Source organism: Pseudomonas sp. ADAK13 (genome assembly GCF_012935715.1).
In the GTDB taxonomy this organism is placed as follows: Bacteria; Pseudomonadota; Gammaproteobacteria; order Pseudomonadales; family Pseudomonadaceae; genus Aquipseudomonas.
Genome location: NZ_CP052860.1, coordinates 3,353,443 through 3,379,550, shown reverse-complemented (window position 1 = coordinate 3,379,550; position 26,108 = coordinate 3,353,443). Strand labels below are relative to the sequence as shown.

General features: G+C 58.9%; 31 protein-coding genes and 1 tRNA gene. 7 read left to right on the top strand and 25 right to left on the bottom strand.

Features of this window, described 5'->3' with window-relative positions; all coding sequences use genetic code 11:
• Positions 1-120: 120 nt before the first annotated feature.
• From bamB to trmJ, 18 genes are all read right to left on the bottom strand, one after another.
• A complete protein-coding gene (gene bamB, locus HKK54_RS15635) occupies positions 121-1,272 on the bottom strand; it encodes an outer membrane protein assembly factor BamB (protein ID WP_029616169.1) in 1,152 nt (383 codons plus the stop codon).
• Positions 1,265-1,906 (bottom strand): YfgM family protein, encoded by a 642-nt coding sequence (locus HKK54_RS15630; RefSeq protein ID WP_010176862.1) that lies wholly within the window; start codon positions 1,904-1,906, stop codon positions 1,265-1,267. The genes bamB and HKK54_RS15630 overlap by 8 nt, the downstream gene beginning before the upstream one ends.
• 40 nt (positions 1,907-1,946) lie before the next feature.
• Positions 1,947-3,236 carry a histidine--tRNA ligase gene (gene hisS, locus HKK54_RS15625; RefSeq protein WP_169387171.1) on the bottom strand — a complete coding sequence of 430 codons (1,290 nt, stop codon included), beginning with the start codon at positions 3,234-3,236 and terminating at the stop codon, positions 1,947-1,949.
• A gap of 23 nt (positions 3,237-3,259) precedes the next feature.
• Positions 3,260-4,369: a flavodoxin-dependent (E)-4-hydroxy-3-methylbut-2-enyl-diphosphate synthase gene (ispG, locus tag HKK54_RS15620; protein ID WP_003209666.1), complete on the bottom strand. Its 1,110-nt coding sequence runs from the start codon at positions 4,367-4,369 to the stop codon at positions 3,260-3,262.
• 4 nt (positions 4,370-4,373) lie between these two features.
• Positions 4,374-5,387: a RodZ domain-containing protein gene (locus HKK54_RS15615; protein ID WP_169387170.1), complete on the bottom strand. Its 1,014-nt coding sequence runs from the start codon at positions 5,385-5,387 to the stop codon at positions 4,374-4,376.
• Positions 5,387-6,145, bottom strand: a complete 759-nt coding sequence (gene pilW / locus HKK54_RS15610; RefSeq protein ID WP_169387169.1) for a type IV pilus biogenesis/stability protein PilW — start codon at positions 6,143-6,145, stop codon at positions 5,387-5,389. The genes HKK54_RS15615 and pilW overlap by 1 nt, the downstream gene beginning before the upstream one ends.
• 12 nt (positions 6,146-6,157) lie before the next feature.
• Complete coding sequence (gene rlmN / locus HKK54_RS15605) at positions 6,158-7,306, bottom strand: 23S rRNA (adenine(2503)-C(2))-methyltransferase RlmN (protein ID WP_003209670.1); 1,149 nt, start codon at positions 7,304-7,306, stop codon at positions 6,158-6,160.
• 30 nt (positions 7,307-7,336) lie between these two features.
• The gene (ndk, locus tag HKK54_RS15600; RefSeq protein ID WP_003175956.1) at positions 7,337-7,762 is read right to left on the bottom strand and encodes a nucleoside-diphosphate kinase; all 426 of its coding nucleotides are present in this window, start codon (positions 7,760-7,762) and stop codon (positions 7,337-7,339) included.
• Between the two features lie 90 nt (positions 7,763-7,852).
• The gene (gene iscX / locus HKK54_RS15595) at positions 7,853-8,053 is read right to left on the bottom strand and encodes a Fe-S cluster assembly protein IscX (RefSeq protein WP_010176866.1); all 201 of its coding nucleotides are present in this window, start codon (positions 8,051-8,053) and stop codon (positions 7,853-7,855) included.
• A 14-nt stretch (positions 8,054-8,067) separates the two neighbouring features.
• Positions 8,068-8,409 (bottom strand): ISC system 2Fe-2S type ferredoxin, encoded by a 342-nt coding sequence (gene fdx / locus HKK54_RS15590; protein WP_010176867.1) that lies wholly within the window; start codon positions 8,407-8,409, stop codon positions 8,068-8,070.
• A 3-nt stretch (positions 8,410-8,412) separates the two neighbouring features.
• Positions 8,413-10,275, bottom strand: coding sequence for a Fe-S protein assembly chaperone HscA (hscA, locus tag HKK54_RS15585; protein ID WP_169387168.1), 1,863 nt, complete (start codon positions 10,273-10,275; stop codon positions 8,413-8,415).
• A gap of 51 nt (positions 10,276-10,326) precedes the next feature.
• A complete protein-coding gene (hscB, locus tag HKK54_RS15580) occupies positions 10,327-10,848 on the bottom strand; it encodes a co-chaperone HscB (RefSeq protein WP_010176869.1) in 522 nt (173 codons plus the stop codon).
• Between the two features lie 8 nt (positions 10,849-10,856).
• Positions 10,857-11,180: an iron-sulfur cluster assembly protein IscA gene (gene iscA, locus HKK54_RS15575; protein ID WP_003209680.1), complete on the bottom strand. Its 324-nt coding sequence runs from the start codon at positions 11,178-11,180 to the stop codon at positions 10,857-10,859.
• A 28-nt stretch (positions 11,181-11,208) separates the two neighbouring features.
• Complete coding sequence (gene iscU / locus HKK54_RS15570) at positions 11,209-11,595, bottom strand: Fe-S cluster assembly scaffold IscU (RefSeq protein WP_003175965.1); 387 nt, start codon at positions 11,593-11,595, stop codon at positions 11,209-11,211.
• A gap of 102 nt (positions 11,596-11,697) precedes the next feature.
• Positions 11,698-12,912, bottom strand: a complete 1,215-nt coding sequence (locus HKK54_RS15565) for an IscS subfamily cysteine desulfurase (RefSeq protein ID WP_008438290.1) — start codon at positions 12,910-12,912, stop codon at positions 11,698-11,700.
• A gap of 50 nt (positions 12,913-12,962) precedes the next feature.
• Entirely contained in the window at positions 12,963-13,454 is a 492-nt protein-coding gene (gene iscR, locus HKK54_RS15560; protein WP_003210305.1) for a Fe-S cluster assembly transcriptional regulator IscR, read from the bottom strand.
• Positions 13,455-13,752: 298 nt separating this feature from the next.
• Positions 13,753-14,535, bottom strand: coding sequence for a serine O-acetyltransferase (gene cysE / locus HKK54_RS15555; RefSeq protein ID WP_010176870.1), 783 nt, complete (start codon positions 14,533-14,535; stop codon positions 13,753-13,755).
• 2 nt (positions 14,536-14,537) lie between these two features.
• Entirely contained in the window at positions 14,538-15,308 is a 771-nt protein-coding gene (gene trmJ, locus HKK54_RS15550; RefSeq protein ID WP_122720278.1) for a tRNA (cytosine(32)/uridine(32)-2'-O)-methyltransferase TrmJ, read from the bottom strand.
• 145 nt (positions 15,309-15,453) lie between these two features.
• Here trmJ and suhB point away from each other — a divergent pair, with 145 nt between their 5' ends.
• Complete coding sequence (suhB, locus tag HKK54_RS15545; RefSeq protein WP_003175971.1) at positions 15,454-16,269, top strand: type III secretion system regulator SuhB; 816 nt, start codon at positions 15,454-15,456, stop codon at positions 16,267-16,269.
• A 51-nt stretch (positions 16,270-16,320) separates the two neighbouring features.
• Here suhB and HKK54_RS15540 read toward each other — a convergent pair whose 3' ends face one another.
• The 6 genes from HKK54_RS15540 to queA all read right to left on the bottom strand — a co-directional run bounded on the left by HKK54_RS15540 (position 16,321) and on the right by queA (position 22,400).
• Complete coding sequence (locus HKK54_RS15540; protein ID WP_003210309.1) at positions 16,321-16,869, bottom strand: glycine zipper 2TM domain-containing protein; 549 nt, start codon at positions 16,867-16,869, stop codon at positions 16,321-16,323.
• 123 nt (positions 16,870-16,992) lie between these two features.
• The gene (gene secF / locus HKK54_RS15535; protein ID WP_003210311.1) at positions 16,993-17,907 is read right to left on the bottom strand and encodes a protein translocase subunit SecF; all 915 of its coding nucleotides are present in this window, start codon (positions 17,905-17,907) and stop codon (positions 16,993-16,995) included.
• A 9-nt stretch (positions 17,908-17,916) separates the two neighbouring features.
• Positions 17,917-19,785: a protein translocase subunit SecD gene (gene secD, locus HKK54_RS15530; RefSeq protein WP_010176872.1), complete on the bottom strand. Its 1,869-nt coding sequence runs from the start codon at positions 19,783-19,785 to the stop codon at positions 17,917-17,919.
• Between the two features lie 62 nt (positions 19,786-19,847).
• The gene (gene yajC / locus HKK54_RS15525; protein ID WP_003175975.1) at positions 19,848-20,186 is read right to left on the bottom strand and encodes a preprotein translocase subunit YajC; all 339 of its coding nucleotides are present in this window, start codon (positions 20,184-20,186) and stop codon (positions 19,848-19,850) included.
• Between the two features lie 43 nt (positions 20,187-20,229).
• The gene (gene tgt, locus HKK54_RS15520; RefSeq protein WP_010176873.1) at positions 20,230-21,345 is read right to left on the bottom strand and encodes a tRNA guanosine(34) transglycosylase Tgt; all 1,116 of its coding nucleotides are present in this window, start codon (positions 21,343-21,345) and stop codon (positions 20,230-20,232) included.
• A gap of 5 nt (positions 21,346-21,350) precedes the next feature.
• Positions 21,351-22,400, bottom strand: coding sequence for a tRNA preQ1(34) S-adenosylmethionine ribosyltransferase-isomerase QueA (gene queA, locus HKK54_RS15515; protein ID WP_169387167.1), 1,050 nt, complete (start codon positions 22,398-22,400; stop codon positions 21,351-21,353).
• A gap of 108 nt (positions 22,401-22,508) precedes the next feature.
• Here queA and HKK54_RS15510 point away from each other — a divergent pair.
• Both HKK54_RS15510 and HKK54_RS15505 read left to right on the top strand, forming a co-directional pair.
• Positions 22,509-22,593: transfer RNA gene (locus HKK54_RS15510), tRNA-Leu, on the top strand.
• A gap of 94 nt (positions 22,594-22,687) precedes the next feature.
• Complete coding sequence (locus tag HKK54_RS15505) at positions 22,688-23,017, top strand: hypothetical protein (RefSeq protein WP_010176875.1); 330 nt, start codon at positions 22,688-22,690, stop codon at positions 23,015-23,017.
• Here HKK54_RS15505 and HKK54_RS15500 read toward each other — a convergent pair.
• Positions 23,014-23,649: a LysE family translocator gene (locus HKK54_RS15500; RefSeq protein ID WP_003210319.1), complete on the bottom strand. Its 636-nt coding sequence runs from the start codon at positions 23,647-23,649 to the stop codon at positions 23,014-23,016. The two genes, HKK54_RS15505 and HKK54_RS15500, sit on opposite strands and share 4 nt — an antisense overlap.
• 145 nt (positions 23,650-23,794) lie before the next feature.
• Here HKK54_RS15500 and HKK54_RS15495 point away from each other — a divergent pair, with 145 nt between their 5' ends.
• The 4 genes from HKK54_RS15495 to HKK54_RS15480 all read left to right on the top strand — a co-directional run bounded on the left by HKK54_RS15495 (position 23,795) and on the right by HKK54_RS15480 (position 26,102).
• A complete protein-coding gene (locus HKK54_RS15495) occupies positions 23,795-24,163 on the top strand; it encodes a PH domain-containing protein (protein ID WP_010176876.1) in 369 nt (122 codons plus the stop codon).
• 37 nt (positions 24,164-24,200) lie between these two features.
• Positions 24,201-24,521: a DUF6966 domain-containing protein gene (locus tag HKK54_RS15490; protein ID WP_169387166.1), complete on the top strand. Its 321-nt coding sequence runs from the start codon at positions 24,201-24,203 to the stop codon at positions 24,519-24,521.
• 125 nt (positions 24,522-24,646) lie between these two features.
• The gene (locus HKK54_RS15485; protein WP_169387165.1) at positions 24,647-25,810 is read left to right on the top strand and encodes an S-type pyocin domain-containing protein; all 1,164 of its coding nucleotides are present in this window, start codon (positions 24,647-24,649) and stop codon (positions 25,808-25,810) included.
• Positions 25,811-25,823: 13 nt separating this feature from the next.
• Positions 25,824-26,102, top strand: a complete 279-nt coding sequence (locus HKK54_RS15480; protein ID WP_169387164.1) for a colicin E3-like toxin immunity protein — start codon at positions 25,824-25,826, stop codon at positions 26,100-26,102.
• Positions 26,103-26,108: the final 6 nt, after the last annotated feature.

The window sequence follows — 26,108 nt, the reverse complement described above, 5'->3', positions numbered from 1 at the left end:
TTTCAGAAAATACAAAAGCCGCTGCAAGGCAGCGGCTGGTGCTCGGGGCAGCGCTCGGAAGCGCCGCATGCCCTGCCGAAGCAGGGCCGCCTGGGAATTACCCCAAGCATAGTCAAACCATTACTTGATGGTCAGCGCTTCCAGTTTGCCGCTGTTGCCATACACGTAAAGCATGTTACCTACCACCAGCGGACGGGCACGCAGGCCGTCGCTGTCGATGCGTTCGCGACCGACGAAGCGACCGTCTACCTGGCTCAGCAGGTGCAGGTAACCTTCAAAGTCACCTACCGCTACGTAGCTGGAGAACACTTCCGGTGCCGACAGTTGACGGCGGGCCAGGGAGTCGTTGCTCCACAATGCAGTGGTGGAACGCTCGTCGACACTTTCAACGGTGCCGGACGCCAGGCTTACGTAGACGCTGCCAAACCCTTGGGCGACACCGGCGTAGCTGGAAGCATCACGCTGCCAGTTGATCCGGCCGCTTTGCACGTCCAGTGCCGCAACACGGCCCTGATAAGTGGCGACGTAGAGGGTATCACCCGACAGCAGCAAGCCACCGTCGATGTCCACTACGCGGTCCAGTTCCGAACGACCTTGAGGGATCGCGACCCGGGTTTCCCAGGCCGGCACGCCGTTCTGGGTGTCCAGGGCGACCACTTTACCGGTCGACAGGCCTGCCAGTGCCAGGTTGCTGGTCACAACCGGACCGCTGGTACCGCGCAAGGTCAGGACCGCCGGCGTGCTGTCGTACAACCAGCGCTGGTTACCGGTGGCGGCGTCGAGGCCGATCACACGGTCATCCTGGGTCTGGACGACAACCACGTCACCGTTGGTAGCCGGTGGCGAGAGCACTTCACTGGTCACGCGAGCGCGCCATTTCTCTTCACCGGTGCTCGAATCCAGCGCCACGACGTCGCCTTTCAGCGTGCCGAGCATCACCATGCCAGAACCCACGCCAACGGCGCCGGACACAGGCAGTTCGAGGTCTTTCTTCCACTTGACGTCGCCGTTCATGCGATCCATGGAGACCACAACGCCGGTGGAGTCAGCGGCGAAGATGGTGTCACCGTCGATCGCCGGGACCATCAGGTTGTAAAGATCGCCCTGACCGTCACCAATGGAGCGGCTCCACTGCTTTTGCAGGACCACTTCTTCCTTGAAGCTGGTCAGCTCGGCCGGAGGCAGTTCTTTTTTGCTGTTGCTGCTGCAACCCGCGGCCAAAACGGCCAGAGCCAGCAATGCTGCATGTTTCCAACGGATCACGTCACGCATCCCCTTTGGCCAAGTCGTCGAGCTTGATTTGTAAGCCACCGACCGCCGCTTCATCAGACAGCGCCGCCTTGGCTTTTTGGTACGCAGCATTGGCTTCGTCGGTACGACCCAATTGGACCAGCAGGTCGCCCTTGAGCTCTTCACGAGTAGCCAGGAATGCCTTGTCAGCATCGCCGTCGAGCAGTTTCAGTGCGTCGTCGGCCTTGTTCTGTGCCGCCAGTACCTGAGCCAGACGCTGACGTGCGATTTCACCCAGTGTCGGGTTGGCCGGCTTGTCGGTGATGGCTTTCAGCTCGGAGGCTGCGTCATCCAGCTTGCCGTTGTCGACCGCAACTTTTGCGACGAACAGGCTGCCGTATTGCGCGTAGGTGCTACCGCCGAATTCGCTCTTCAGCTTGCCAGCCAGGTCTGCCACTTGGGCGAGGTCCGGCTTGCCGTTTGGCGTCAGCGTGGTTTCCAGCAATTGCTGATAGATAATCGAGGCGCCTTGCGACTGGTTAGCCTGATACTTGTGCCAGGCTTGCCAGCCGAACACCACTACTAAAGCCAGCAAACCGCCAGTGACCAGGGGCTTGCCGTTGCGCTGCCACCAGTCTTTGAACTCGGCCAGCTGGTCATCATCAGTACTCGACACCCCAATACTCCTTAATCGCTAAATCGGCTGTTTGACAGCTTCAACCCTGCACGATGCAGGTGGCCAGGTGCGCTGCAAGCGCATCAAAGGCAATGCTTTGTTGTTCACCCTGACCACGCAGGGGTTTGAAACTTACCACTTGCTGGGCCAACTCATCATCACCCAGGATCAGTGCATACAGTGCACCGCTCTTGTCGGCTTTCTTGAACTGGCTTTTGAAGCTGCCGGCGCCGGCATTGACTTGCAGGCGCAGGTTCGGCAGTTGGTCGCGCAAATTCTCGCTCAGGGCCAGGGCAGCCAGTTCAGCCGCCTCGCCAAAGGCACAGAAGTACACGTCCACCTGACGGGAGATTTCATCGGGAACCTGCTCCAGGGTTTCCAGCAGCAGGATCAGCCGCTCGATGCCCATGGCGAAACCGACACCGGTGGTCGGCTTGCCGCCCATCTGCTCGACCAGGCCGTCGTAACGGCCACCGGCACACACGGTGCCCTGGGCGCCGAGCTTGTCGGTGACCCACTCGAACACGGTCTTGCTGTAGTAATCGAGACCACGCACCAATTTAGGGTTGATGACGTAAGGAATACCGGCCGCATCCAGGCGAGCCTTGAGGCCCTCGAAGTGGATACGGGATTCGTCGTCCAGGTAGTCGGCCATTTTTGGCGCGTCCACGAGTACGGCCTGGGTCTCGGCGTTCTTGGTGTCCAGTACCCGCAGCGGGTTGGTTTTCAGACGGCGCTGGCTGTCTTCGTCCAGCTTGTCCAGGTGAGCCGACAGGAATTCGACCAGGGCTTCGCGGTAGCGACCTCGGGATTCGCTGGTGCCCAGACTGTTGAGCTCAAGCTTCACCGCGTCACGGATGCCCAGCATGCCCCACAGGCGCCAGGTCAGTACGATCAGCTCGGCGTCGATGTCCGGACCGTCGAGGTTGAACACTTCCAGGCCGATCTGGTGGAACTGGCGATAACGGCCTTTTTGCGGACGTTCGTGGCGGAACATCGGGCCGATGTACCAAAGCTTCTGCGGCTGGCCACCGCCGGTGAGGCCATGTTCCAGCACCGCACGCACGCACGCGGCAGTACCTTCGGGACGCAGGGTCAGGGAGTCGCCGTTGCGGTCTTCGAAGGTGTACATCTCTTTTTCGACGATGTCGGTCACTTCACCGATGGAGCGTTTGAACAGCTCGGTGAACTCGACGATCGGCATGCGGATCTGCTTGTAACCGTAGTTATCCAGCAGGCGCGCGACAGTGCCCTCGAAGTAGCGCCACAGGGGCGTCTGCTCAGGCAGGATGTCGTTCATGCCACGAATGGCTTGCAGAGACTTGCTCACATCAAATCCTTAAATTCGTTCGATCAGCCGCGCGCGATAACCGCTGCGTCAGCTTCGACCTTTTCGGCCGCTTTCTGGCGGATCAGCCGTTCCAGCTCATCCACCAGATTGTCATTCGTCAGTTTCTGCGACGGCTTGCCGTCGATGTAAATCAGGTTTGGCGTACCACCGGTCAGGCCCACATGGGCCTCTTTGGCCTCACCCGGCCCGTTGACCACACAACCAATCACCGCAACATCCAGCGGCACCAGCAGGTCCTCGAGGCGTACTTCCAGTTCGTTCATGGTTTTCACCACGTCGAAGTTCTGCCGCGAGCAACTCGGGCAGGCAATGAAGTTGATGCCACGGGAACGCAAATGCAGGGATTTGAGAATGTCGTAGCCGACTTTCACTTCCTCTACCGGGTCTGCCGCGAGGGAGATGCGAATAGTATCGCCAATCCCGTCGGCCAGCAGCATACCGAGACCCACCGCAGATTTCACTGTGCCTGAGCGTAAACCGCCGGCTTCGGTGATACCCAGGTGCAATGGCTGGACGATTTCCTTGGCCAGCAGGCGGTACGCTTCTACCGCCATGAACACGTCGGAAGCCTTTACGCTGACCTTGAAGTCCTGGAAATTCAGGCGCTCAAGGTGTTCAACGTGGCGCAACGCGGACTCGACCAATGCGGCCGGAGTCGGCTCGCCGTATTTCTTTTGCAGGTCTTTTTCCAGGGAACCGGCATTGACGCCGATGCGGATTGGAATCCCGCGATCACGGGCAGCATCCACCACGGCGCGAACCCGGTCTTCACGACCGATGTTGCCCGGGTTGATCCGCAGGCAATCGACGCCCAGTTCGGCCACGCGCAACGCGATCTTGTAGTCGAAGTGGATATCGGCGACCAGCGGCACCTTGACCAGTTGCTTGATGCGGCCGAAGGCTTCGGCAGCGTCCATGTCCGGCACGGACACCCGCACGATATCGACGCCAGCCGCTTCCAGACGATTGATCTGGGCAACGGTGGCCGCCACATCATTGGTGTCGCTGTTGGTCATGCTCTGTACAGCGATGGGGGCATCGCCGCCCACCGGCACCGAGCCGACCCAGATCTTGCGCGATACGCGACGTTTGATTGGAGATTCGCCGTGCATGACTTTATTGTCCCAACTTGAGGCGAGCAGTCTCGCCACTGGTGAACGGCGCCACGTCCACAGGCTGGCCGTTGTAGGCCACTTGCGCGCCACGGGCGAAGCCCAGACGCAGCGTCAAAGGAGGCTTGCCGCCCTGGTCAAGTGTATCTCCCTTACGCTTCAGACCACTGAACAGCACCTTGCCGTTGCCATCGGAGACTTGCGTCCAGCAGTCAGCGACGTAGGTAATTTGTACTCGGCCATCACCGGCGATAAGCACCGGCGTGGTTGGCGCGGAAATCGCCGGGGCTGCCGGGGTGACCGGAGCCGTTGTCGCCGGAGCCGGCGCAGGCACAGCCGGGGCATGGGCCGGAGCGGCTGGCGTGTGAGCCGGAGCAACAGGCGTCGTTGCAACCGCTGGAGCGGGTGCGACGGCAGGAGCGGCAGGGGCAGCCCCGGCTTCCGGCGCAGGTTGCTCGGCACCAGGCTCGGCCTCAGGCGCGGCCTGGCCCTGGGCTACGGCCTGGTCTTCCGGCTCGTCCAGCGGATGAATCTGGGTGGTGCCGTCGGCGCTTTCGACTTCGACGTGCTCCATGGCGTTGCTGGACAGGTCCTTGCCGCGCTGGGAGGTCTGGTCCTGCCACCATACAAAGCCACCGCCGATCACGGCGATCAGCAGCAACAGGCTGACAATTCGCAAAATAGTGTGGGAAACCCGCACAGGCTCTTCTATGCGGCCCAGGCCATGGACATTGCTGCCTTGGGAATCGGTGCCGGTGATCTGGTCGAATTCCTGGACCAATGCGGCCTGGTCGATACCGAGCAACTTGGCGTAGGCGCGGATATAGCCGCGGGCAAAGGTATGCCCTGGCAGCTTGTCGAACGCGCCAGCTTCAAGGTTGCCCAATGAAGTCGTGGTCAAATTGAGCTTGAGGGCCACTTCTGCCAGCGACCAACCATTGCTTTCGCGGGCCTGACGCAAGGTCTCGCCTGGGTTTCCACGATTAGCTGCTACAACTTCCGGGTGCGCCGCTTTCATCATTGCTCCGACAGGTATTGCTGATATTCCGGCGTACCGGGATAGAGTCGTTCGAGTTGCTGGCCAAAACGTGCGGCCTTGTCGCGTTCTTCATGAACCGTCGCCAGGCGCACACCGAGCAATAGACTACGTGCATTTTGCCCGCTCAGCAGGCTAAAACGCTCGTAATAGTCACGTGCCGGCACATAATGCCTGTCTTCGAAGGACAACTCAGCCATTTCGAGCAATGCTCGTGGCTGGCGCTGGTTCAGGTGCAGGGCTTTTTCCAGTTGCTGGCGGGCGGTGTCGCGCTGGCCAAGAAGCACTGAGGTCACCCCAAGGTTCTCGAAAACCCGCGAGCGCTCAGGATAGAGGGTATCGGCCGCAGCCTGCTGGAAATATTCGGACGCCTGGTCATAACGTTTCTGCGCAAACAGAAAACTGCCGTAATTGTTCAGCAGTCTCGGGTCGCCAGGACGAATGGCCAGGGCCTTGTGGAAATATTGATCGGCCAGTTCGGGCTCGGCCTGGGCCTGGAACACCAAGGCCAATGCAGCATTGGTGTCAGCGTCGCTGGCGTCCAGCTCAAGGGCCTTCTTCAGCGGCAGCTTGGCCTGTTCGGCCATCCCTTGCTGCAAGTACCCCAAGCCCAGCTGCACATAGGCAGCACGCGCTTCGTCACGGCCCTTGCCGGTTTGCAACGGGCTGTCATGACCCGATGAAACACAGCCAGCCGAGAGGCTGGCAACAAGCAAAAGCAGCGCAAGGCGCAAGGGCATAGAGATCCTCTCTCAGGTTCGAGTCGCGGCACTTTGCGGCATATCGTCGGCGGCACTCAATTCACGCACGGCGATATAACGTTCGCTGCGACGGGTGCGATCCAGCACCTGTCCTACCAATTGGCCACATGCTGCATCGATGTCTTCGCCGCGGGTGGTGCGCACGGTGACATTGAAGCCTGCATGGTGCAGTTGATCCTGGAAACGGCGGATGGCGTTGTTGCTCGGCCGCTCGTAGCCAGAATGGGGAAACGGGTTAAACGGAATCAGGTTGATCTTGCACGGTACATTCTTGAGCAGCTCGATCATCTCGACCGCGTGCTCGACCTTGTCGTTGATGTCCTTGAGCATGGTGTACTCAATGGTCAACACACGTTTTTCGCCCAAGGTCGCCATGTAGCGCTGGCAAGATTCGAGCAGCATCTTAAGCGGATACTTCTTGTTGATCGGCACCAATTGGTTACGCAATGCGTCATTCGGTGCGTGCAGCGACAACGCAAGGGAGACGTCGATGTGCTTGGCCAGCTCATCAATCATCGGTACCACGCCGGAGGTCGACAGGGTCACACGGCGCTTGGAGATGCCGTAGCCCAGGTCGTCCATCATCAGGTGCATGGCCGCAACCACGTTGTCGAAGTTCAGCAGCGGTTCGCCCATGCCCATCATCACCACGTTGGTGATGGCACGGTCGGCGGTTGCCGGGATGCTGCCAAACGATTTATTGGCAATCCACACCTGGCCGATGACTTCGGCGGCGGTGAGGTTGCTGTTGAAACCTTGCTTGCCGGTGGAGCAGAAACTGCAATCCAGGGCACAGCCTGCCTGGGACGAAACGCACAGCGTGCCGCGTTTGCCCTGGGGAATGTACACGGTCTCGACGCAGCTGCCGGACGCCACGCGCACCACCCACTTACGGGTGCCGTCGGTGGAAATGTCCTCGCTGACCACTTCGGGGCCGCGAACTTCGGCAATGGCCTTGAGCTTGTCGCGCAGGGCCTTGCTGACGTTCGTCATGGCGTCGAAATCATCGACGCCAAGATGGTGAATCCACTTCATTACCTGAGCGGCACGAAAACGCTTCTCCCCGATTGAGTCGAAGAATTTTTCCATTTCCTGTTGAGTCAGACCCAGCAGGTTGGTTTTTGCAGTCAATGTAGTCATGGATTCACCTTCGCTCTTTTAAGCCAATGCTTAGCGAGCGGTTACTTCAGTAGCAGCGAAAAAGTACGAGATTTCGCGGGCAGCAGCGGCTTCGGAGTCCGAACCGTGAACGGCGTTGGCGTCGATCGATTCAGCGAAGTCAGCACGGATGGTGCCGGCAGCAGCTTCTTTAGGGTTGGTAGCGCCCATCAGCTCACGGTTCAGAGCGATAGCGTTTTCGCCTTCCAGAACCTGAACAACAACAGGACCGGAGATCATGAAGGCAACCAGGTCGCCGAAGAAACCACGAGCGCTGTGCTCAGCGTAGAAGCCTTCAGCTTCAGCCTTGGACAGTTGCTTGAGTTTCGAAGCTACAACCTTCAGGCCGGCTTTTTCGAAACGAGTGGTGATCTCGCCGATGACGTTTTTTGCAACAGCGTCAGGCTTGATGATGGAGAAAGTACGTTGAACAGCCATGGTGTAACTCCAGAAACGGTAATTTGCGAAAAATTAAACCCGCGAATTATACGCGGGTTCTTGGGTATTGCCTAACTGCGTAAAATGGTCCTAGTCCCGCTCATCGTTCCAGGCTGTCTGGATAGCTTCCAGCACCTTCTCGCCGCCTCGATCAGGAATATCATCGAATTCGGGCAGTTCCATGACCATCTGACGCAATTTGACGAAGTTCACCGAATAGGGATCCGTATCCGGGTATTTGTCCGCCAACTGAATAGCAATTTCTTGCACTTCAACCCATTTAAGACTCATGACGCTTCCTTGAATCAGTGCGGCGCTTCGGCGGCATGGTTGAGCGAGTATTTCGGGATCTCGACGGTAAGGTCTTCTGTTCCCACTTTTGCCTGACAGCTCAAGCGCGATGTCGGCTCAAGGCCCCACGCCCTATCAAGATAGTCCTCTTCCAGCTCATCAGCCTCTTCGAGGCTGTTGAAACCTTCGCGGACGATGCAGTGGCAGGTGGTACAGGCGTTGACGCCGCCGCAGGCGCTTTCGATCTCGATGTGGTTGTCGTGAGCGACTTCGAGAATGGACTTGCCGGTCTCAGCCTCCACAACCATACCGTCCGGGCAATGCTCGGCGTGTGGCAGAAAAATGATCTGCGGCATCAGTTAATCCTCAAGTTCGTTCAAGTTGCGGCCCGCCAGGGCGGCTTTCACCGTCTGGTCCATACGACGGGCGGCAAAGGCATCGGTCACTTGCGACAGGCGCTTGGTCTGTTGCTCGATGGCGTAACCATCGGTGCCTTTCATCAATTCAGCCAGTTCCTGCATTTGCAGGTCGATGACCATGCGCTCTTCGGCATCCAGAAGACGCTCACCGTCGGCATCAAGGGCGCCCTGCACCGCTTCAAGCAGGCGCTGGGCGTCAACTTGCTGCTCACGCAACACGCGGGCGACCTTGTCGTCACCGGCGTACTGGAACGAATCCTTGAGCATCTTGGCGATTTCGCCGTCGGTCAGGCCGTAGGACGGCTTGACCTGGATGCTGGCTTCGACGCCGGAGGCCAATTCGCGGGCAGCAACGCTGAGCAAACCGTCGGCGTCGACCTGGAAGGTCACGCGAATCTTCGCCGCACCGGCCACCATCGCCGGAATGCCGCGCAACTCAAAGCGCGCCAGGGAACGGCAGTCGCTGATCAGTTCACGCTCGCCTTGCAGCACATGAATCATCATGGCCGTCTGGCCGTCTTTGTAGGTGGTGAAGTCCTGGGCGCGAGCAACGGGGATGGTGGTGTTGCGTGGAATCACCTTCTCCATCAGGCCACCCATGGTTTCCAACCCCAGGGACAACGGAATCACGTCGAGCAGCAGCAGTTCGCCACCATCGCGTTTGTTACCGGCGAGGGTATCGGCCTGGATCGCGGCACCAATGGCCACCACTTGATCCGGGTCGATTTCGGTCAGCGGTTGGCGACCAAAGGCTTCAGCAACAGCTTCGCGGACACGTGGCACGCGGGTCGAACCACCCACCATGACCACGGCAGCCACGTCTTCCAGCTCGACACCCGAGTCACGCACCGCGCGACGGCAGGCTTTCAGACTGCGGGCGACCATCGGTTCGATCAACGAATCAAAGGCTTCGCGGGTCAGCTGAGCAGACCAACTACCGTAGGAAACTTCAACCGATGCAGCATCAGTCAGGGCTTCTTTAGCGGCGCAAGCGGTTTGCAGCAGGTTACGTTGCGCGCCCGGATCCAGGTCGGCAGACAAGCCGGCGCTGGTGATGATCCAGCCAGCAATGGCGTGATCGAAGTCATCGCCACCCAGGGCGGTGTCGCCACCGGTAGCCAGCACTTCGAAGACACCGCCGGTCAGGCGCAGGATCGAAATATCAAAGGTGCCGCCGCCCAGGTCGTAAATAGCGACCAGGCCTTCGGCGTGCTGATCCAGGCCGTAAGCCACAGCGGCCGCGGTCGGCTCGTTGAGCAGGCGCAGTACGTTCAGGCCGGCCAGTTTCGCCGCATCCTTGGTGGCCTGGCGCTGAGCGTCATCGAAATACGCAGGAACAGTAATCACCGCCCCCACCAGTTCGCCGCCCAGGGTGGTTTCTGCGCGCTGACGCAGCACTTTGAGGATATCGGCCGACACTTCCACCGGGCTTTTCGGGCCCTGGATGGTGTCGATGAACGGCATATGGGATTCGCCGCCGACAAAGCGGTACGGCAGCTGGTCGCCCAGTTGCTTGACGTCGGACAGACCACGACCCATCAAGCGCTTGACCGACAGCACGGTGTTCAGGGGATCGGTAGACGCCGCCAGCTTGGCCGACTCGCCCACTTCGGTGCGGTCGGCGTGATAGCGCACGGCAGACGGCAGGATGACTTGGCCATCAGCGTCGGGCAGCGGCTCGGAAAGGCCGCTGCGCAATGCAGCGACCAGCGAATTGGTAGTGCCCAAGTCAATCCCGACCGCCAGACGACGCTGGTGCGGTTGAGGACTTTGACCGGGTTCGGCGATCTGCAGTAGGGCCATGGTAATCAGGACTTATCTGTATATCAGGCGTGCAACCTGGGCGGCACTGGGTTAATCGTCGAGGCGCTCTTCTAACTGGCGCACTTCGTAGGTGAGCTTGTCGAGGAACTGCATGCGCCGCATCAGGCGTTCGGCCTGCTCACGTTGCGCTGCATCATCCCAACAGGCTGCGAAGCTTTCGTTGAGTTCATCCTGGGCCACTTTCAGACGGCGCTTGAAGACTGCGATTCCGGCCAGATCGGCTTCGTCCTGCAGTTCTTCCAGCTCTTCGCGCCATTGCATCTGCTGCATCAGGAAATCAGGGTCCTGGACCGTGACTTCAAGCGGCAGCTCGCGACCGCCCATGGCGAGCAGGTAGCGCGCGCGTTTGGGAGGGTTCTTGAGCGTCTGATAGGCTTCGTTGAGGCTGGCTGATTGCTCCAGCGCCAGGCGTTGCTCACGCTCGGAAGCGTCAGCGAAGCGGTCCGGATGCACCCCACGCGCCAGTTCACGGTAGCGCGTGGCAAGCTGTTCAAGGTCCAGTCGAAAACTCGGCTGCAGCTCGAACAAGGCGAAATGACAAGGAGTACCCACAATCAGCCTCAGATGTTGAAGCTTTCGCCGCAGCCACATTCACCGCGTACGTTGGGGTTGTTGAACTTGAAGCCTTCGTTCAACCCTTCCTTGACGAAATCGAGTTCGGTGCCGTCCAGGTAAGTCAGGCTTTTCGGGTCGATGATCACTTTTTCGCCGTGACTTTCGAACACCTGATCTTCCTCGACCACCTCGTCGACAAACTCCAGCACGTAGGCAAGGCCGGAACAGCCCGTGGTGCGAACACCCAGACGAATCCCCTCACCTTTACCGCGCCCATTCAGGGAGCGGCGAATGTGCTGCGCAGCCGCTTCTGTCATGCTGATAGCCATCGTGACTCCTTACTCGTCGCCAAATTGCTTAGATCAAGCCTTTCTTCTGCTTGTAGTCGCGAACGGCCGCCTTGATGGCGTCTTCTGCGAGTACCGAGCAGTGGATTTTCACTGGCGGCAAGGCCAGTTCTTCGGCCAGCTGGGTGTTGCTGATAGTCACAGCCTCATCCAGGGTCTTGCCTTTCATCCATTCGGTCGCCAGGGAGCTGGAGGCGATGGCCGAACCGCAACCGTAAGTCTTGAACTTGGCGTCTTCGATAACGCCAGCGTCGTTGACCTTGATCTGCAGGCGCATAACGTCGCCGCACGCCGGAGCGCCGACCATGCCGGTGCCGACATCAGGGTCTTCCGCGTTCATCTTGCCGACGTTGCGCGGGTTTTCGTAGTGGTCGATGACCTTTTCGCTGTAAGCCATGGTACTGAATCCTCACTCATCAGGGCCGCTCTGGAACCCTGTAAACACGCCTGCGTTTTCCGCCACGTCTTTACAGAGCCTTTTGGGTGGCGGCTTCTATATTTAGTGTGCCGCCCACTCGATCTTGGAAATGTCGACACCGTCCTTGTACATGTCCCACAGCGGGGACAAGGTACGCAGCTTGGTGACGGCCTCGCAGACTTTCTGCGCGGCGTAGTCGACTTCTTCTTCGGTGGTGAAACGGCCGAACGTAAAGCGGATCGAGCTGTGAGCCAGTTCGTCGTTGCGGCCCAGGGCGCGCAGGACGTAGGACGGCTCAAGGGAAGCCGAGGTGCAGGCCGAACCGGACGAAACCGCCAGATCCTTGAGCGCCATGATCAGCGACTCGCCTTCGACGTAGTTGAAGCTCAAATTCAGGTTGTGCGGTACACGGGCGGTCATGCTGCCGTTGATGTACAGCTCTTCAAGGTGCTCGACCTGCTTGTAGAAGCGATCGCTCAGGGCCTTGATGCGCACGTTTTCGGCAGCCATGTCTTCCTTCGCCACACGGAATGCTTCGCCGATGCCGACGATCTGGTGGGTCGCCAGGGTACCCGAACGCATGCCGCGCTCGTGACCGCCGCCGTGCATGGTGGCTTCGATACGCACGCGAGGCTTGCGGCTCACGTAGAGCGCGCCAATGCCTTTAGGACCGTAGGTCTTGTGGGCAGAGAACGACATCAGGTCGACTTTCAGCTTCGACAGGTCGATGTCGACCTTGCCAGTGGACTGAGCCGCATCGACGTGCAGCAACACGCCCTTGGAGCGGGTCAGCTCGCCGATGGCGGCGATGTCGTTGATGGTGCCGATTTCGTTGTTCACGTGGATGACGGAAACCAGGATGGTGTCTTCACGCATCGCCGCTTCGATCATTGCAGGGGTCACGATACCGTCGGTGGTTGGTTCGAGGTAGGTGACCTCAAACCCTTCACGTTCCAGTTGGCGCATGGTGTCGAGGACAGCCTTGTGCTCAATCTTGGTGGTGATCAGGTGCTTGCCCTTGGTCGCGTAGAAATGCGCCGCACCCTTGATTGCCAGGTTGTCGGACTCGGTGGCACCGGAGGTCCAGACGATTTCGCGCGGGTCGGCATTCACCAGGTCAGCGACCTGGCGACGAGCGTTTTCCACGGCTTCTTCAGCTTTCCAGCCGAACACGTGGGAACGTGACGCCGGGTTGCCGAAGTTTCCGTCAACCAGCAGGCACTCGCTCATCTTTTGCGCGACACGCGGATCAACCGGGGTGGTCGCTGAGTAATCAAGGTAAATCGGCAATTTCATGGACTTTCTCCTAAATCAGGCTGGCTGGCGTGCCGTTAGCTCTTCGGCTGTCACTCGACGGCGGACGCTTCAATCTTGTCCAGACGCGGCGCCTTGGTGTTGCAACGGCGCTGGTCCTGACGCTGGGCTACTTCTTGCACCTCACGGCGAGTCACAAGATCAGCCAAGCTGATACCACTCAAAAACTCATGGATCTGCAGGCTCAGGTCACACCACAAGTGGTGCGTCAGGCAGGTGTCGCCGGCGTGGCAATCACCCAGGCCCTGGCATTTGGTGGCATCGACGGATTCGTTCACCGCGTCGATCACCTGGGCTACCTGGATGCCCTGCATGTCGCGGGACAGTTGATAGCCGCCGCCTGGACCACGAACGCTGGAAACCAGATTGCTGCGGCGCAATTTGGCGAACAACTGCTCGAGGTAGGACAGGGAAATGCCTTGGCGCTCGGAGATATCGGCCAGGGACACCGGCCCATTTTGCGCGTGCAAGGCCAGATCAAGCATGGCGGTCACCGCGTATCGGCCTTTTGTAGTCAGTCTCATGGACAAGTACCAAGGTGTTTCAGAATGGGAGCAAGTATGCGATTCCCGAGTATTTAAGTCAACTATAAGACCTAGTACTTTAGTCAGGAATACCCGCAAAAAGGGCGCGCGAATGATAGCAGGACGGGGGCGGATGGAACAGCGGGAACAGGGTCAAGCCCCCAACCTCAAGACCAATGGAGATCAAATGTGGGAGCTGGCTTGCCTGCGATGGCGGTTTGCCAGCCAGCCTATCCGGCACTGACTCGCCGCCATCGCAGGCAAGCCAGCTCCCACAGGGATCGCGACCGGCTCAAAGTCAGCCGGCTTTGGTAGCGCTTTCGCTCTTGATCTCGGCGAAGTCTTCGGTGCGCAACTCAGGCAGGTCCTTGGCGCAGTAGCTGCTGCCCAGGTCTTTCAAGGCGCCACACATGCCGTCCAGCTTGCCATCCACCGCCTGCAGGTGGTCGAGCAACTGGCCGATGGCACGCGCCACCGGGTCGGGCATGTCTTCGCTGACGCCATAGGCATCGAAGCCAATCTTCTCGGCCATGGCCTTGCGCTTGGCCTCCTGCTCATCACCGACTTCCGGCTTGACGATGATCCGCCCCGGAATGCCGACAACGGTTGCGCCAGGCGGCACAGCCTTGGTCACCACGGCGTTGGAGCCGACCTTGGCACCCGCACCCACGGTAAACGGACCGAGCACCTTGGCACCCGCCCCCACGACAACGCCATCTTCCAGTGTTGGATGGCGCTTACCCTTGTTCCAGGTGGTACCGCCCAGGGTCACACCCTGATACAGGGTTACGTCATCACCAATCTCGGCAGTTTCACCAATAACGATGCCCATGCCGTGGTCGATAAAGAAGCGGCGGCCGACCTTGGCGCCCGGATGAATCTCGATCCCGGTCAACCAGCGGCCAAAGTTCGACACCAACCGCGCCAGCCATTTCCAGCCCATATTCCACAAGGCGCCAGACAGGCGATGGATCCAGATCGCGTGCATACCCGGGTAGCAGGTCAGCACTTCAAAGGCGTTGCGCGCCGCCGGATCACGGTGGAAAACACTCTGGATATCTTCTCGCAAACGCTCGAACATTTTTAATCCTTCCGCTTAAGAAGCTCGCCACGGGCCGCTTTCTGGGTTTCCGTGAGGATGCCACGCAATATATTCATTTCTGCCCGGCTGACCGAGCTGCGTCCGTATAACCGGCGCAGGCGCGCCATCAAGTGCCGCGGTTTTTCCGGATCGAGGAATTCGATGGCCACCAGGGTTTGCTCCAGGTGCTCATAGAATCGTTCCAGCTCGTCCATGGTGGCCAGTTCGCCACTCTTGGTCGACGCAACCTCGTCCTTCTCTACCTTGCTTGGCTGTCCTTCTGCGGCCAGCCAGGCCATGCGCACTTCATAACTCAACACCTGCACCGCTGCCCCGAGGTTCAGCGAACTGAATTCCGGGTCTGATGGGATGTGCACGTGATAATGACATCGCTGCAACTCGTCATTGGTCAGGCCGGAATCTTCACGGCCGAACACCAAAGCGATTTCAGCGCCGCCGGCAGCCTCTTCCACGACTTTGGTCCCGCATTCGCGAGGATCCAGCAGCGGCCAAGGGATTCGACGGTCGCGAGCGCTGGTGCCGAGCACCAGGTTGCAGCCGACCAGAGCGTCTTCCAGAGTGGCGACGACCTGGGCTTTTTCGAGAATGTCATTGGCGCCGGACGCGCGGGCATCGGCCTCGTGGTGCGGAAACACACGCGGCTCCACCAGCACCAGGCGCGTCAGCCCCATGTTCTTCATGGCTCGCGCCACCCCGCCGATATTGCCGGGATGACTGGTATTGACGAGGACGACACGGATGTTTTGCAGCAAGGGAGGCGCTCTCGGACACGGGAAAGGGGAGCAAATCTTACAGAACAGCCTAAGGTTATGCCATGAAAGGTAACGTCGTCCTTCACCTGAAGAAAGTTTCTGCTAGAATGCTCGGCTTTCTTTAACAACCTTAGGTGACACATCCATGCAGCCCATGCTGAATATCGCGCTGCGCGCCGCCCGCAGCGCCAGTGAATTGATCTTCCGCTCCATCGAGCGCCTGGATACCATCAAGGTCGACGAAAAAGACGCCAAGGATTACGTATCCGAGGTGGATCGCGCCGCCGAGCAGAAAATCATCGACGCGCTGCGCAAGGCCTACCCTACCCACGGCATCCTCGGTGAAGAAACCGGCCTGCACAAAGGTAGCGGCGAAGGCGAAGACTACCTGTGGATCATCGACCCGCTGGATGGCACCACCAACTTCCTGCGCGGCATCCCGCACTTTGCCGTGAGCATTGCCTGCAAATACCGTGGCCGCCTGGAGCACGCCGTTGTTCTGGACCCGGTTCGCCAGGAAGAATTCACCGCCAGCCGTGGCCGTGGAGCCCAACTGAACGGTCGCCGCCTGCGTGTCAGCGGTCGCACCAGCCTCGACGGCGCCCTGCTGGGTACCGGCTTCCCGTTCCGTGACGACCAGATGGACAACCTGGAAAACTACCTGGGCATGTTCCGCGCCCTGGTTGGCCAGACCGCCGGCATCCGCCGCGCCGGCGCAGCCAGCCTGGACCTGGCCTATGTCGCTGCCGGCCGCTTTGATGCGTTCTGGGAGTCGGGCCTGTCCGAGTGGGACATGGCTGCAGGCGCACTGCTGATTCAAGAAGCCGGCGGCCTGGTGAGCGACTTCACCGGTGGTCACGACTTCCTTGAGAAAGGCCATGTGGTTGCCGGCAACACCAAATGCTTCAAGGCAGTACTGACGGCGATCCAGCCGCACCTGCCGGCTTCGCTGAAGCGCTAAGCGAGCGAGCAAAAAAAAGCACCCCTAGGGGTGCTTTTTTTGTACCTGAAATTACTGCTGCGGCTGGTTCTGACCAATAACCAGACGCCCTTCCTTGTCGACCGGGATCTGGTTGCCTGGATCGCGATCCATGCGCACAGAGCCTTCCTTGCCGTCCAGGGTGTAACGCACGTCGTACCCGACAACCTTGTCGCTGATGTCGTTAACGGTGTTACAGCGGGTTTGCGTGGTGGTGTAGGTATCGCGGTTCTGCATACCTTCCTGAACCTTGTTACCGGCATAACCGCCGCCGACCGCACCGGCCACCGTTGCCAGCTTCTTGCCATTACCGCCGCCGACCTGATTACCCAACAGGCCGCCCGCCAGCGCACCGACCACCGTACCGACGATCTGATGCTGATCCTGCACAGGCTTCTGCCGGGTTACGGCAACGTCCTTGCAGACTTCACGCGGGGTTTTAATCTGGGTTTTCACCGGCTGCACCGCCAGCACTTGCGCATACTCAGGGCCGCTTTTTACCAGGCTGTAGGTGGCAACAGCACCCCCGGCAGTCACACCGACAGCACCCAATACCGCACCAACCAGTAACGACTTGTTCACGTGAACCTCCTGACCATCACAAACGGACCGAACGATCCGCGCTATACCCAGCCTTGGAGCAAAAAAAAAGGCGCGAGTTCAATACTCGCGCCTTCTTTGTAACAGCAGATCAACAAACACCCATCAAGGGCGGTCGTCGACCTCCTTGCCGGTGCTGGCAGGAGGGATCAGGTCTTCGCTGTTGAGGTTCAGCCAGATCAGTACCACGTTGGCGATGTAGATCGACGAGTAAGTACCCGCCAGTACGCCGATGAACAGCGACAGCGAGAAGCCCCACAGGTTGTCGCCACCGAACACCATCAGCGCGGCAATCGCCAGCAAGGTGGAGATCGAGGTCGCCATGGTGCGCAGCAGGGTCTGAGTGGTGGAGATGTTGATGTTCTCGATCAACGTCGCCTTGCGCAGTACCCGGAAGTTCTCACGAACCCGGTCGAATACCACGATGGTGTCGTTGAGGGAGTAACCAATGATCGCCAGCACCGCCGCCAATACCGTCAGGTCGAAGGTGATCTGGAAGTAGGCCAGGATGCCCACGGTCACGATCACGTCGTGGATCAGCGACACAATGGCGCCGACACCGAACTTCCACTGAAAGCGGAAAGCCAGGTAGATCATGATGCCGACCAGCGCCATCAGCATGCCGAGGCCGCCCTGGTCGCGCAGCTCTTCACCTACTTGCGGGCCCACGAACTCGACGCGCTTGACCGACGCAGGGTTGTCACCGCCGACCTTCTGCAAGGCCTCGGCTACCTGGTGACCCAGTTGCGGGTCTTCGCCCGGCATCCGCACCAGCAGATCGGTGGTTGCACCAAAGCTCTGCACGATGGCTTCGTGATAGCCGGCCTTGACCAGCTCGTTGCGCACCAGGCTAACGTCGGCCGGTTTCTCGTAGGTCAGCTCGATGAGCGTACCGCCGGTGAAGTCCAGACCGTAGTTCAAGCCCTTATGGAACCAGCTGAACAACGCCAGAACGGTAAGGAGCATGGTGAAGCCGAACGCAACGTTGCGAACGCCCATGAAGTTGATTGTACGTAACATGGCAGCCCCTTAAATCCACAACTTCTTGAAGTCACGTCCGCCAAAGATCAGGTTGACCATTGCGCGGGTCACCATGATGGCCGTGAACATCGAGGTAAAGATACCGAGGGACATGGTCACCGCAAACCCTTTGACCGGGCCGGTGCCCATGGCAAAGAGAATCCCGCCGACCAACAGAGTGGTCAGGTTGGAGTCGAGAATCGCGGTAAATGCCCGGCCGAAGCCTTCGTTGATTGCCCGTTGCACGGTCATGCCCGCCGCGATCTCTTCACGAATCCGCGAGAAGATCAGTACGTTGGCGTCTACCGCCATACCCATGGTGAGTACGATACCCGCGATACCTGGCAGGGTCAGCGTTGCACCCAGCAGCGACATCAGGGCCAACAGCATCACCATGTTGCCCGCCAGCGCGACGGTAGCGATGATGCCGAAGAAGCGGTAGATGGCGATGATGAACAGGGAAACGAACAGCATGCCCCACAGTGCAGCGTCGATACCCTTGGTGATGTTGTCAGCACCCAGGCTCGGGCCGATGGTGCGTTCTTCAGCGAAGTACATCGGGGCCGCCAGGCCACCGGCACGCAGCAGCAGCGCCAGTTCGGACGACTCACCCTGGCCGTTCAGGCCAGTGATGCGGAATTGAGCACCCAGCGGCGACTGGATAGTCGCCAGGCTGATGATCTTCTTCTCTTCTTTAAAGGTTTGTACCGGAACGTCTTTCTCGACGCCGTCGACCACTTGCTTGGTGTAGGTGGTGACCGGACGTTGTTCGATGAAGATCACCGCCATGCTGCGACCGACGTTGCTGCGGGTTGCGCGGCTCATCAGTTCGCCGCCGTGGCCATCCAGGCGGATGTTCACTTCAGGCGTACCGTGCTCGCCGAAACCGGCCTTGGCGTCGGTCACCTGGTCACCGGTGATGATCAAGCCACGCTCGATCAGTGCAGGCGGACGGTTGCCTTCACGGAACTCGAACTCTTCGGCAGTGGCGCGGGTAGCACCCGGCTCAGCCGCCAGACGGAATTCCAGGTTGGCGGTTTTACCCAGGATACGCTTGGCTTCAGCGGTGTCCTGCACGCCCGGCAGTTCAACCACGATGCGGTTGGCACCCTGACGCTGAACGATCGGCTCGGCCACACCCAGCTCGTTGACGCGGTTACGTACCGTGGTCAAGTTCTGCTTGATGGAGTACTCACGGATTTCCGCCAGCTTGGCCGGGGTCATCGCTAGACGCAGTACCGCCTGACCATTGAGGTCGGCCGGAACAATGTCGAAATCGTTGAAGTTCTTGCGGATCAGTGCACGGGCCTGTTCGCGGGTTGCTTCGTCAGCAAAACCCAACTGGATGGCACCGTTGAGCTGCGGCAGGCTGCGATAACGCAGGCGCTCTTTACGCAGCAGGCTCTTCACATCGCCTTCGTAGACTTTCAGGCGAGCGTCGAGGGCCTTGTCCATGTCCACTTCCAGCAGGAAGTGCACACCACCGGACAGGTCCAGACCCAGCTTCATCGGGTGTGCGCCAATCGCGCGCAGCCATTTTGGCGTGGTCTGTGCCAGGTTCAGCGCGACGACGTAGTCATCACCCATGACCTTGCGCACAACGTCTTTGGCCGGCAATTGGTCTTCTTGCTTGGTCAGGCGCAACAAGCCGCCCTTCGCATCAGCAGCCAAACTTGCCGCTTTAACCTGGATCCCCGCGTCGGTGAGCGCTTTGCTCGCACGGTCCAGATCAGCCTGATTGACCTGCAGCGCAGTGCTGGCGCCAGTGATCTGGATCGCCGGGTCATCAGGATAGAGATTGGGAGCGGAATAAATAAAACCGATCGCCAGCACCGCCAGGATCAGTACGTATTTCCACAGAGGGTATTTGTTCAGCATCACGCCGCCCGCTTATAACGCGGGGCGCCTTGCGCGCCCCGTCGATTGGTAAAGGTTGTTACTCAGATCGCTTTGAGCGTGCCTTTTGGCAGCGTGGCGGCGATGGCGCCCTTCTGGAACTTCATTTCTACGGTGTCGGAGACTTCCAGAACCACGAAAGCGTCGGACACTTTAGTGATCTTGCCGGCGATGCCGCCAGTGGTCACGACTTCGTCGCCTTTCTGCAAGCTGCCCAGCAGGTTCTTCTGCTCTTTGGCGCGCTTGGCCTGTGGACGCCAGATCATCAAGTAGAAGATGACCAGGAAGCCGACCAGGAAAATCCACTCAAAACCACCGCCCATAGGACCGGCAGCGGCCGGTGCAGCGGCATCAGCCATGGCATTAGAGATAAAAAAGCTCATTTAGCACTCCAGTTGCAAATAGTGAATCTTAGGGTCGGAAAACTCAGTCCAAGGGCGGCACAGGCAGCCCGCGCTTGGCATAGAAGGCATCGACGAAGGCGGCCAATGTACCCTGTTGAATAGCCTCGCGCAAACCAGCCATCAGGACTTGGTAGTGACGCAAATTGTGGATGGTATTCAACATGCTACCCAGCATTTCCCCACACTTGTCCAGATGATGCAGATAAGCGCGCGAGAAGTTCTGGCAGGTGTAGCAGTCACAGGTGGGATCCAGCGGCGATTCATCATGGCGATGGAACGCGTTACGGATCTTCAGCACGCCTGTATCGATGAACAGATGCCCATTGCGGGCATTACGGGTTGGCATCACGCAATCGAACATGTCCACACCGCGGCGCACACCCTCTACGAGATCTTCCGGTTTGCCAACGCCCATAAGGTAACGAGGTTTGTCAGCCGGCATCAGGCCCGGCAGGTAGTCCAGCACTTTGATCATCTCGTGCTTGGGCTCGCCCACCGACAAACCGCCGATGGCCAGGCCGTCGAAGCCGATCTTGTCCAGACCTTCCAGCGAGCGCTTGCGCAAGCTTTCATGCATGCCGCCCTGCACGATACCGAACAGGGCAGCGGTGTTATCGCCATGGGCATTTTTTGAGCGCTGGGCCCAACGCAACGAAAGCTCCATCGACACCCGTGCCACGTCTTCATCGGCCGGGTACGGCGTGCATTCGTCGAAAATCATCACGATGTCGGAGCCCAGGTCGCGCTGGACCTGCATCGATTCTTCCGGGCCCATGAACACCTTGGCGCCGTCGACCGGGGAGGCGAAGGTCACGCCCTCCTCCTTGATCTTGCGCATGGCGCCCAGGCTGAACACCTGGAAGCCACCGGAGTCGGTCAGGATCGGGCCTTTCCACTGCATGAAATCGTGCAGGTCGCCGTGCTTCTTGATCACTTCCGTGCCCGGGCGCAGCCACAGGTGGAAGGTGTTACCCAGGATGATCTCGGCGCCAGTGGCGACGATGTCGCGCGGCAGCATGCCTTTTACGGTGCCGTAGGTGCCGACCGGCATAAAGGCCGGGGTCTCGACGGTACCGCGAGGGAAAGTCAAACGGCCGCGGCGAGCTTTACCATCCGTGGCCAGCAATTCAAACGACATACGACTCATGATTGTTCCTCTGGGCCGCGCGGCGCCGGATTACGGGTGATAAACATCGCATCACCGTAGCTGAAAAAACGGTATCCATGCTCGATAGCGGCTTTATAGGCGGCCATGGCTTCGGGATAACCTGCGAACGCCGACACCAGCATCAACAGCGTGGATTCCGGCAAATGGAAATTGGTGACCAGGCAATCGACCACATGGAACGGCCGGCCCGGGTAGATAAAGATATCGGTGTCGCCACTGAACGGCTTGAGCACGCCATCGCGCGCCGCGCTTTCCAGCGAACGCACGCTGGTGGTACCGACCGCCACCACACGCCCGCCGCGCGCCTTGCACGCATTGACCGCATCCACCACTTCCTGGCTGACTTCCAGCCATTCGCTGTGCATGTGATGGTCTTCGATGTTATCCACACGCACCGGCTGAAACGTGCCGGCCCCCACGTGCAGGGTCACAAAGGCCGATTCGATGCCCTTGGCGGCAATCGCTTCCAGCAGCGGCTGATCGAAATGCAGCCCCGCCGTCGGTGCGGCCACGGCGCCCAGGCGCTCGGAATACACCGTCTGGTAGCGCTCGCGGTCCGAGTCTTCGTCCGGGCGGTCTATATAAGGAGGCAACGGCATGTGGCCGACGCGCTCCAGCAGCGGCAACACTTCCTCGGCAAAGCCCAGCTCGAACAACGCATCGTGACGGGCGAGCATCTCAGCTTCGCCACCGCCATCAATGAGAATCTTCGAACCCGGTTTCGGCGACTTGCTGGAGCGCACATGGGCCAGCACGCGATGGCTGTCCAGCACCCGCTCCACCAGAATTTCCAGCTTGCCGCCGGAGGCTTTCTGGCCAAAAAGGCGAGCCGGAATCACCCGGGTATTGTTAAACACCATCAAGTCGCCCGGGCGTAAATGCTCAAGCAAATCAGTGAATTGACGGTGTGCGAGGGCACCACTGACCCCGTCCAGGGTCAGCAGTCGACTGGCGCGACGCTCGGCCAAAGGATGGCGAGCGATCAGCGAATCAGGGAGCTCAAAAGTAAAGTCAGCAACGCGCATGATGGGGTTCGTCTAGCAGGGCCGGGAAGTCTAGCGGAAATAGTGAAAATTGACCATGAAACGTGATTGACCAACGGTAATCTCATCTCTATACTTCGCCGCCATTGAGCCCTGATGGCGGAATTGGTAGACGCGGCGGATTCAAAATCCGTTTTCGAAAGGAGTGGGAGTTCGAGTCTCCCTCGGGGCACCATCTTAAAAAAAGACCTTGAAATTCAAGGTCTTTTTTTTCGCCTGCAGGAAAGTGATGATGGGCGGGCGAACGCGAGAAAAGAGGAACCCTGACCGTGGAACTGACGCTGGAAGCTGTAGCGCTTTTTGCTCTCAAGTTGGTGTATGAGACAGAAGGCGCGAGCCCGATTCTGCGGGACGACCTGGTCATGGACGGCTATGAACGGGAAGTGTTTGGCTTGCTGGTGCGCCAGGGCGATGTGAGCGCTATCCAGCAGAAGATCGACGAGTGCCTGGCGTTGGCCCTCGAATCCCTGGGCGGCGCTCACACCGTGATGGGCCGCGAGCTGCAACGGCTCGCGGTGGATGTGCGCCAAGCGACGACACTCGAAGCACTCAATGCCCCGCTAAACGCACTCAAGGATTACCTGAAGGCGATCCTTTAACGCCTGCCTTCGACCGCCATGCGTACGGCCAGGCCCATCAGCACCGAGCCCATCAACCAGCGCTGTACGGTTTGCCAGACCGGTTTGCGGATGAAAAATCCCGCGATCGAGCCCGCCATAAGAGCGATCAGCCCGTTGACGCTCACACTGATCATGATCTGCGTAAAGCCCAGCACCAGGGATTGCGAGAGCACGCTGGCGTGGCCGTTAGGGTCAATGAACTGAGGCAGCAACGACAAATACATCACCGCCACTTTGGGATTCAGCAGGTTGGTGACAAAGCCCATCATGAACAGCTTGCGTGGGCTGTCCTTTGGCAAATCCCGCACCTGAAACGGCGAGCGACCACCCGGCTTGACCGCCTGCCAGGCGAGGTACACCAGATACAACGCCCCGCCGAGCCGCAGCGCGTCGTAGGCATAGGGAACCGCCATCACCAACGCGGTGATACCCAATGCCGCGCAGAACATATAGACGACAAAACCCATCGCAACGCCGCCCAAGGAAATCAGCCCGGCCACTCGCCCCTGGCAGATCGACCGCGAAATGAGGTAAATCATGTTCGGACCGGGCGTCAGCACCATCCCGAGCGAGATCAGGCCATAGGCAAGCAGGCTGGACAGTTCGGGCATGGTGTGGCTCCTTGAGTTTTGTTCGGGCGGCGTTATTGGCGCCATGGTAGGGCGATAAAAGACAAGCCGTTAGATACAGATCCGCGAGCAAAACGTCATACACCGGCGCGGGCGTTTAGCGCACCACCCACCCAAGGAAAGGCACATTATCGACTTCAACAACAAAGGCTTCTTCAAGCTCAAGCAAAACAACGAATACGCCGAACGCGTATCGTCCCTGTTGCTGGATGATGAGCAGGTGATCGATTCCTACAAGGCCATGCGCGACGGCGTGGTGTTCACCACCAAGCGCATCATCGCGGTGAACGTGCAAGGGATTACCGGCAGCAAGAAAGACTTCACGTCCCTGCCGTACAAAAACATCGTCGCGTATTCGGTGGAAACGTCCGGGACGTTTGACCTGGATTCGGAGCTGGAGATTTACTTTTCGGCGGTGGGGAAAGTGAAGTTCGAGTTCACGGGGAAGACGTCGATTGTGGAGATATCGAAGGTGATTTCCAGGCATGTGCTTTGAGCCAATACGAAAACTCCGCTTGTAAGGACTTCCCACTATGGGCCCGAAAACCGCAGAGCTAATCGATGTGCTTGGGGATCTTGCCACCCTGCTGGAAAGCGACGGGGACAATCACTGGAGCCACTGGATGCGTAAGGCCAAAACCTTATTGCAAGCATCCGATTACTCCGGAATCACCTATTTGCGCTCTGCATACGGCGGAATGGGTTCGTTCAATGACCTCGTTCTTGGACAAAGCAGCGAAGGCGGCGTTTTTTCCTGGAAGCCGGGATACAAAGAGTTAAACGACCGGTTGGACGAGTTACGCAACAAAGCTGCTCAATTGAGCACGGGGATACAGCGCTCTCAACGAGAGTAAGTGTACTTGGCTCAATGTAGCGATTGATAAAGTGACATTTCCCACACCTCCCATCGAACAACGAGAATTTCAGGTTCTTCTCAGCTCTCATAGGCTCGCTTCCTTGCACAGGGAAGTGAGTCGTCATGACAGAGCGCGCGTATCCGATTACCGAAGAAGAGCAGCTGAAGCGGCGAATTCTGGCTCCGCAGCCTAAGCAGATTCCGTATTCACCGTTCATTGATTTGTATGAAGCGCCTCCTGTGCCATCGCCTGAACCTGCAAGGATTCCAGGCCAGGTATTCGCCAAGTCGTGCCAACTGCCCGACGGGATAGTCAGCTACAACAACCCCACCGGTTATGTGCCGCTTGAGCTGATCAAGGACTACGGTCATTTCACGCTGTTAGGCGGGCGGGAGGTGGACAGCCACGGCGGCGTGTCCCTCAGGAAAATCAGTGGCAGTGCCCTGCCCGTGGGGCTTGGCCAGCTCGTATTGCGTACTGCGGCATTGGAGTCCGCGGCTGCGGCGGTCGGTGCCGCCGCTGGGGGTTTGCTGGCAGGGCTGGTGGCGCTGGCATGGCCATCGGAGCTTGGCGACAGTGCGCTCTATAGCGAAGAGCAGCTTCGTCACCTGCAAAAAGCCCGCTCGCGGATGCGGTTGCATATCGAGCAACGCGCCGACGGGACGCTGAAGGGGTATGGGTTTTATACCGGCAAAAACGCTGACTGGCAGATGATCGATGTGGTGCAGTTTCAGAGTCGTGACAGCCAGTATGTGGCGGATCTTGGCGAGGGTGTGGAGCTGATTTGGACGCCGGCCATTGATCCTGGCGACACCCTTGGCATACCGGCATTGGAGGCTGCGCCACAAGCGCCGGTGATGTGGATTTATCCGCCGACGGAAGCGGCCAAACAGATTCTGGTGAACCCGATTTATCCGCCGGAGTATCGGGATTTTATTCTGGTGTTTCCGGTGGAGTCGGGGGTTCGGCCGCTGTATGTGGTGGTTAGCGAGCCCAGGAAGGGTTTGAGAAACTCAGATCATGATTATTTTCCTGCTCCTAGAACTGAAGACATCACCGGTTTCCCTGGCTTGATAGAACAAAAGGGGAAAACTCAAAGACGAGGCGGAGGTGGTCTCCGTAAACGTTGGAAAGACGCCAAGGGAAGAACAATTTACGAATGGGATTACGAGAAGGGCGAACTGGAAACCTACCGCAGCAATGACCTAAGCCACCTAGGTTCTTTTGACCCCTATACCGGCGATCGTAGGGGCGAGGCAAAAGATAAGCGCCGCACAAACAAATAAGTGGAGATATTTTATGGTTATGAAAATCAGATTGGCATGGTACGACAAGCGAACCGAAAACCTGGAAGCCGATGAGTACTCGATAAATTTCGAGGACGACAAAAGCATCCTTATCGCACTCGGTTTAGACGAAGAGCCCCAAATTTATGCCGGAGGCTTCGACATTCTCCCAAGTTGGATTGGGACCCTCCAACCCCACTTCAAGCAGGTGATCAATCCAACGCTTTTCGATTTCCAAATTTCTTTCAGTTACCAAGGTACATGGCCACCTCAAGCGTCCAGGCAGCCATAAAGGACC

What these genes read in the sequence shown, in the direction of transcription:
- rlmN (WP_003209670.1), bottom strand. Translation starts at nt 7,306, where the DNA reads ATGACTACATTGACTGCAAAAACCAACCTGCTGGGTCTGACTCAACAG.
- hscA (WP_169387168.1), bottom strand. Translation starts at nt 10,275, where the DNA reads ATGGCCCTACTGCAGATCGCCGAACCCGGTCAAAGTCCTCAACCGCAC.
- ndk (WP_003175956.1), bottom strand. Translation starts at nt 7,762, where the DNA reads ATGGCTGTTCAACGTACTTTCTCCATCATCAAGCCTGACGCTGTTGCA.
- HKK54_RS15485 (WP_169387165.1), top strand. Translation starts at nt 24,647, where the DNA reads ATGACAGAGCGCGCGTATCCGATTACCGAAGAAGAGCAGCTGAAGCGG.
- bamB (WP_029616169.1), bottom strand. Translation starts at nt 1,272, where the DNA reads ATGCGTGACGTGATCCGTTGGAAACATGCAGCATTGCTGGCTCTGGCC.
- tgt (WP_010176873.1), bottom strand. Translation starts at nt 21,345, where the DNA reads ATGTCGTTTGAATTGCTGGCCACGGATGGTAAAGCTCGCCGCGGCCGT.
- fdx (WP_010176867.1), bottom strand. Translation starts at nt 8,409, where the DNA reads ATGCCGCAGATCATTTTTCTGCCACACGCCGAGCATTGCCCGGACGGT.
- HKK54_RS15490 (WP_169387166.1), top strand. Translation starts at nt 24,201, where the DNA reads ATGGGCCCGAAAACCGCAGAGCTAATCGATGTGCTTGGGGATCTTGCC.
- iscR (WP_003210305.1), bottom strand. Translation starts at nt 13,454, where the DNA reads ATGAGACTGACTACAAAAGGCCGATACGCGGTGACCGCCATGCTTGAT.
- cysE (WP_010176870.1), bottom strand. Translation starts at nt 14,535, where the DNA reads ATGTTCGAGCGTTTGCGAGAAGATATCCAGAGTGTTTTCCACCGTGAT.
- secD (WP_010176872.1), bottom strand. Translation starts at nt 19,785, where the DNA reads ATGCTGAACAAATACCCTCTGTGGAAATACGTACTGATCCTGGCGGTG.
- ispG (WP_003209666.1), bottom strand. Translation starts at nt 4,369, where the DNA reads ATGCACGGCGAATCTCCAATCAAACGTCGCGTATCGCGCAAGATCTGG.
- iscX (WP_010176866.1), bottom strand. Translation starts at nt 8,053, where the DNA reads ATGAGTCTTAAATGGGTTGAAGTGCAAGAAATTGCTATTCAGTTGGCG.
- HKK54_RS15565 (WP_008438290.1), bottom strand. Translation starts at nt 12,912, where the DNA reads ATGAAATTGCCGATTTACCTTGATTACTCAGCGACCACCCCGGTTGAT.
- yajC (WP_003175975.1), bottom strand. Translation starts at nt 20,186, where the DNA reads ATGAGCTTTTTTATCTCTAATGCCATGGCTGATGCCGCTGCACCGGCC.
- HKK54_RS15480 (WP_169387164.1), top strand. Translation starts at nt 25,824, where the DNA reads ATGGTTATGAAAATCAGATTGGCATGGTACGACAAGCGAACCGAAAAC.
- HKK54_RS15500 (WP_003210319.1), bottom strand. Translation starts at nt 23,649, where the DNA reads ATGCCCGAACTGTCCAGCCTGCTTGCCTATGGCCTGATCTCGCTCGGG.
- secF (WP_003210311.1), bottom strand. Translation starts at nt 17,907, where the DNA reads ATGTTACGTACAATCAACTTCATGGGCGTTCGCAACGTTGCGTTCGGC.
- pilW (WP_169387169.1), bottom strand. Translation starts at nt 6,145, where the DNA reads ATGCCCTTGCGCCTTGCGCTGCTTTTGCTTGTTGCCAGCCTCTCGGCT.
- suhB (WP_003175971.1), top strand. Translation starts at nt 15,454, where the DNA reads ATGCAGCCCATGCTGAATATCGCGCTGCGCGCCGCCCGCAGCGCCAGT.
- iscA (WP_003209680.1), bottom strand. Translation starts at nt 11,180, where the DNA reads ATGGCTATCAGCATGACAGAAGCGGCTGCGCAGCACATTCGCCGCTCC.
- HKK54_RS15615 (WP_169387170.1), bottom strand. Translation starts at nt 5,387, where the DNA reads ATGAAAGCGGCGCACCCGGAAGTTGTAGCAGCTAATCGTGGAAACCCA.
- queA (WP_169387167.1), bottom strand. Translation starts at nt 22,400, where the DNA reads ATGCGCGTTGCTGACTTTACTTTTGAGCTCCCTGATTCGCTGATCGCT.
- iscU (WP_003175965.1), bottom strand. Translation starts at nt 11,595, where the DNA reads ATGGCTTACAGCGAAAAGGTCATCGACCACTACGAAAACCCGCGCAAC.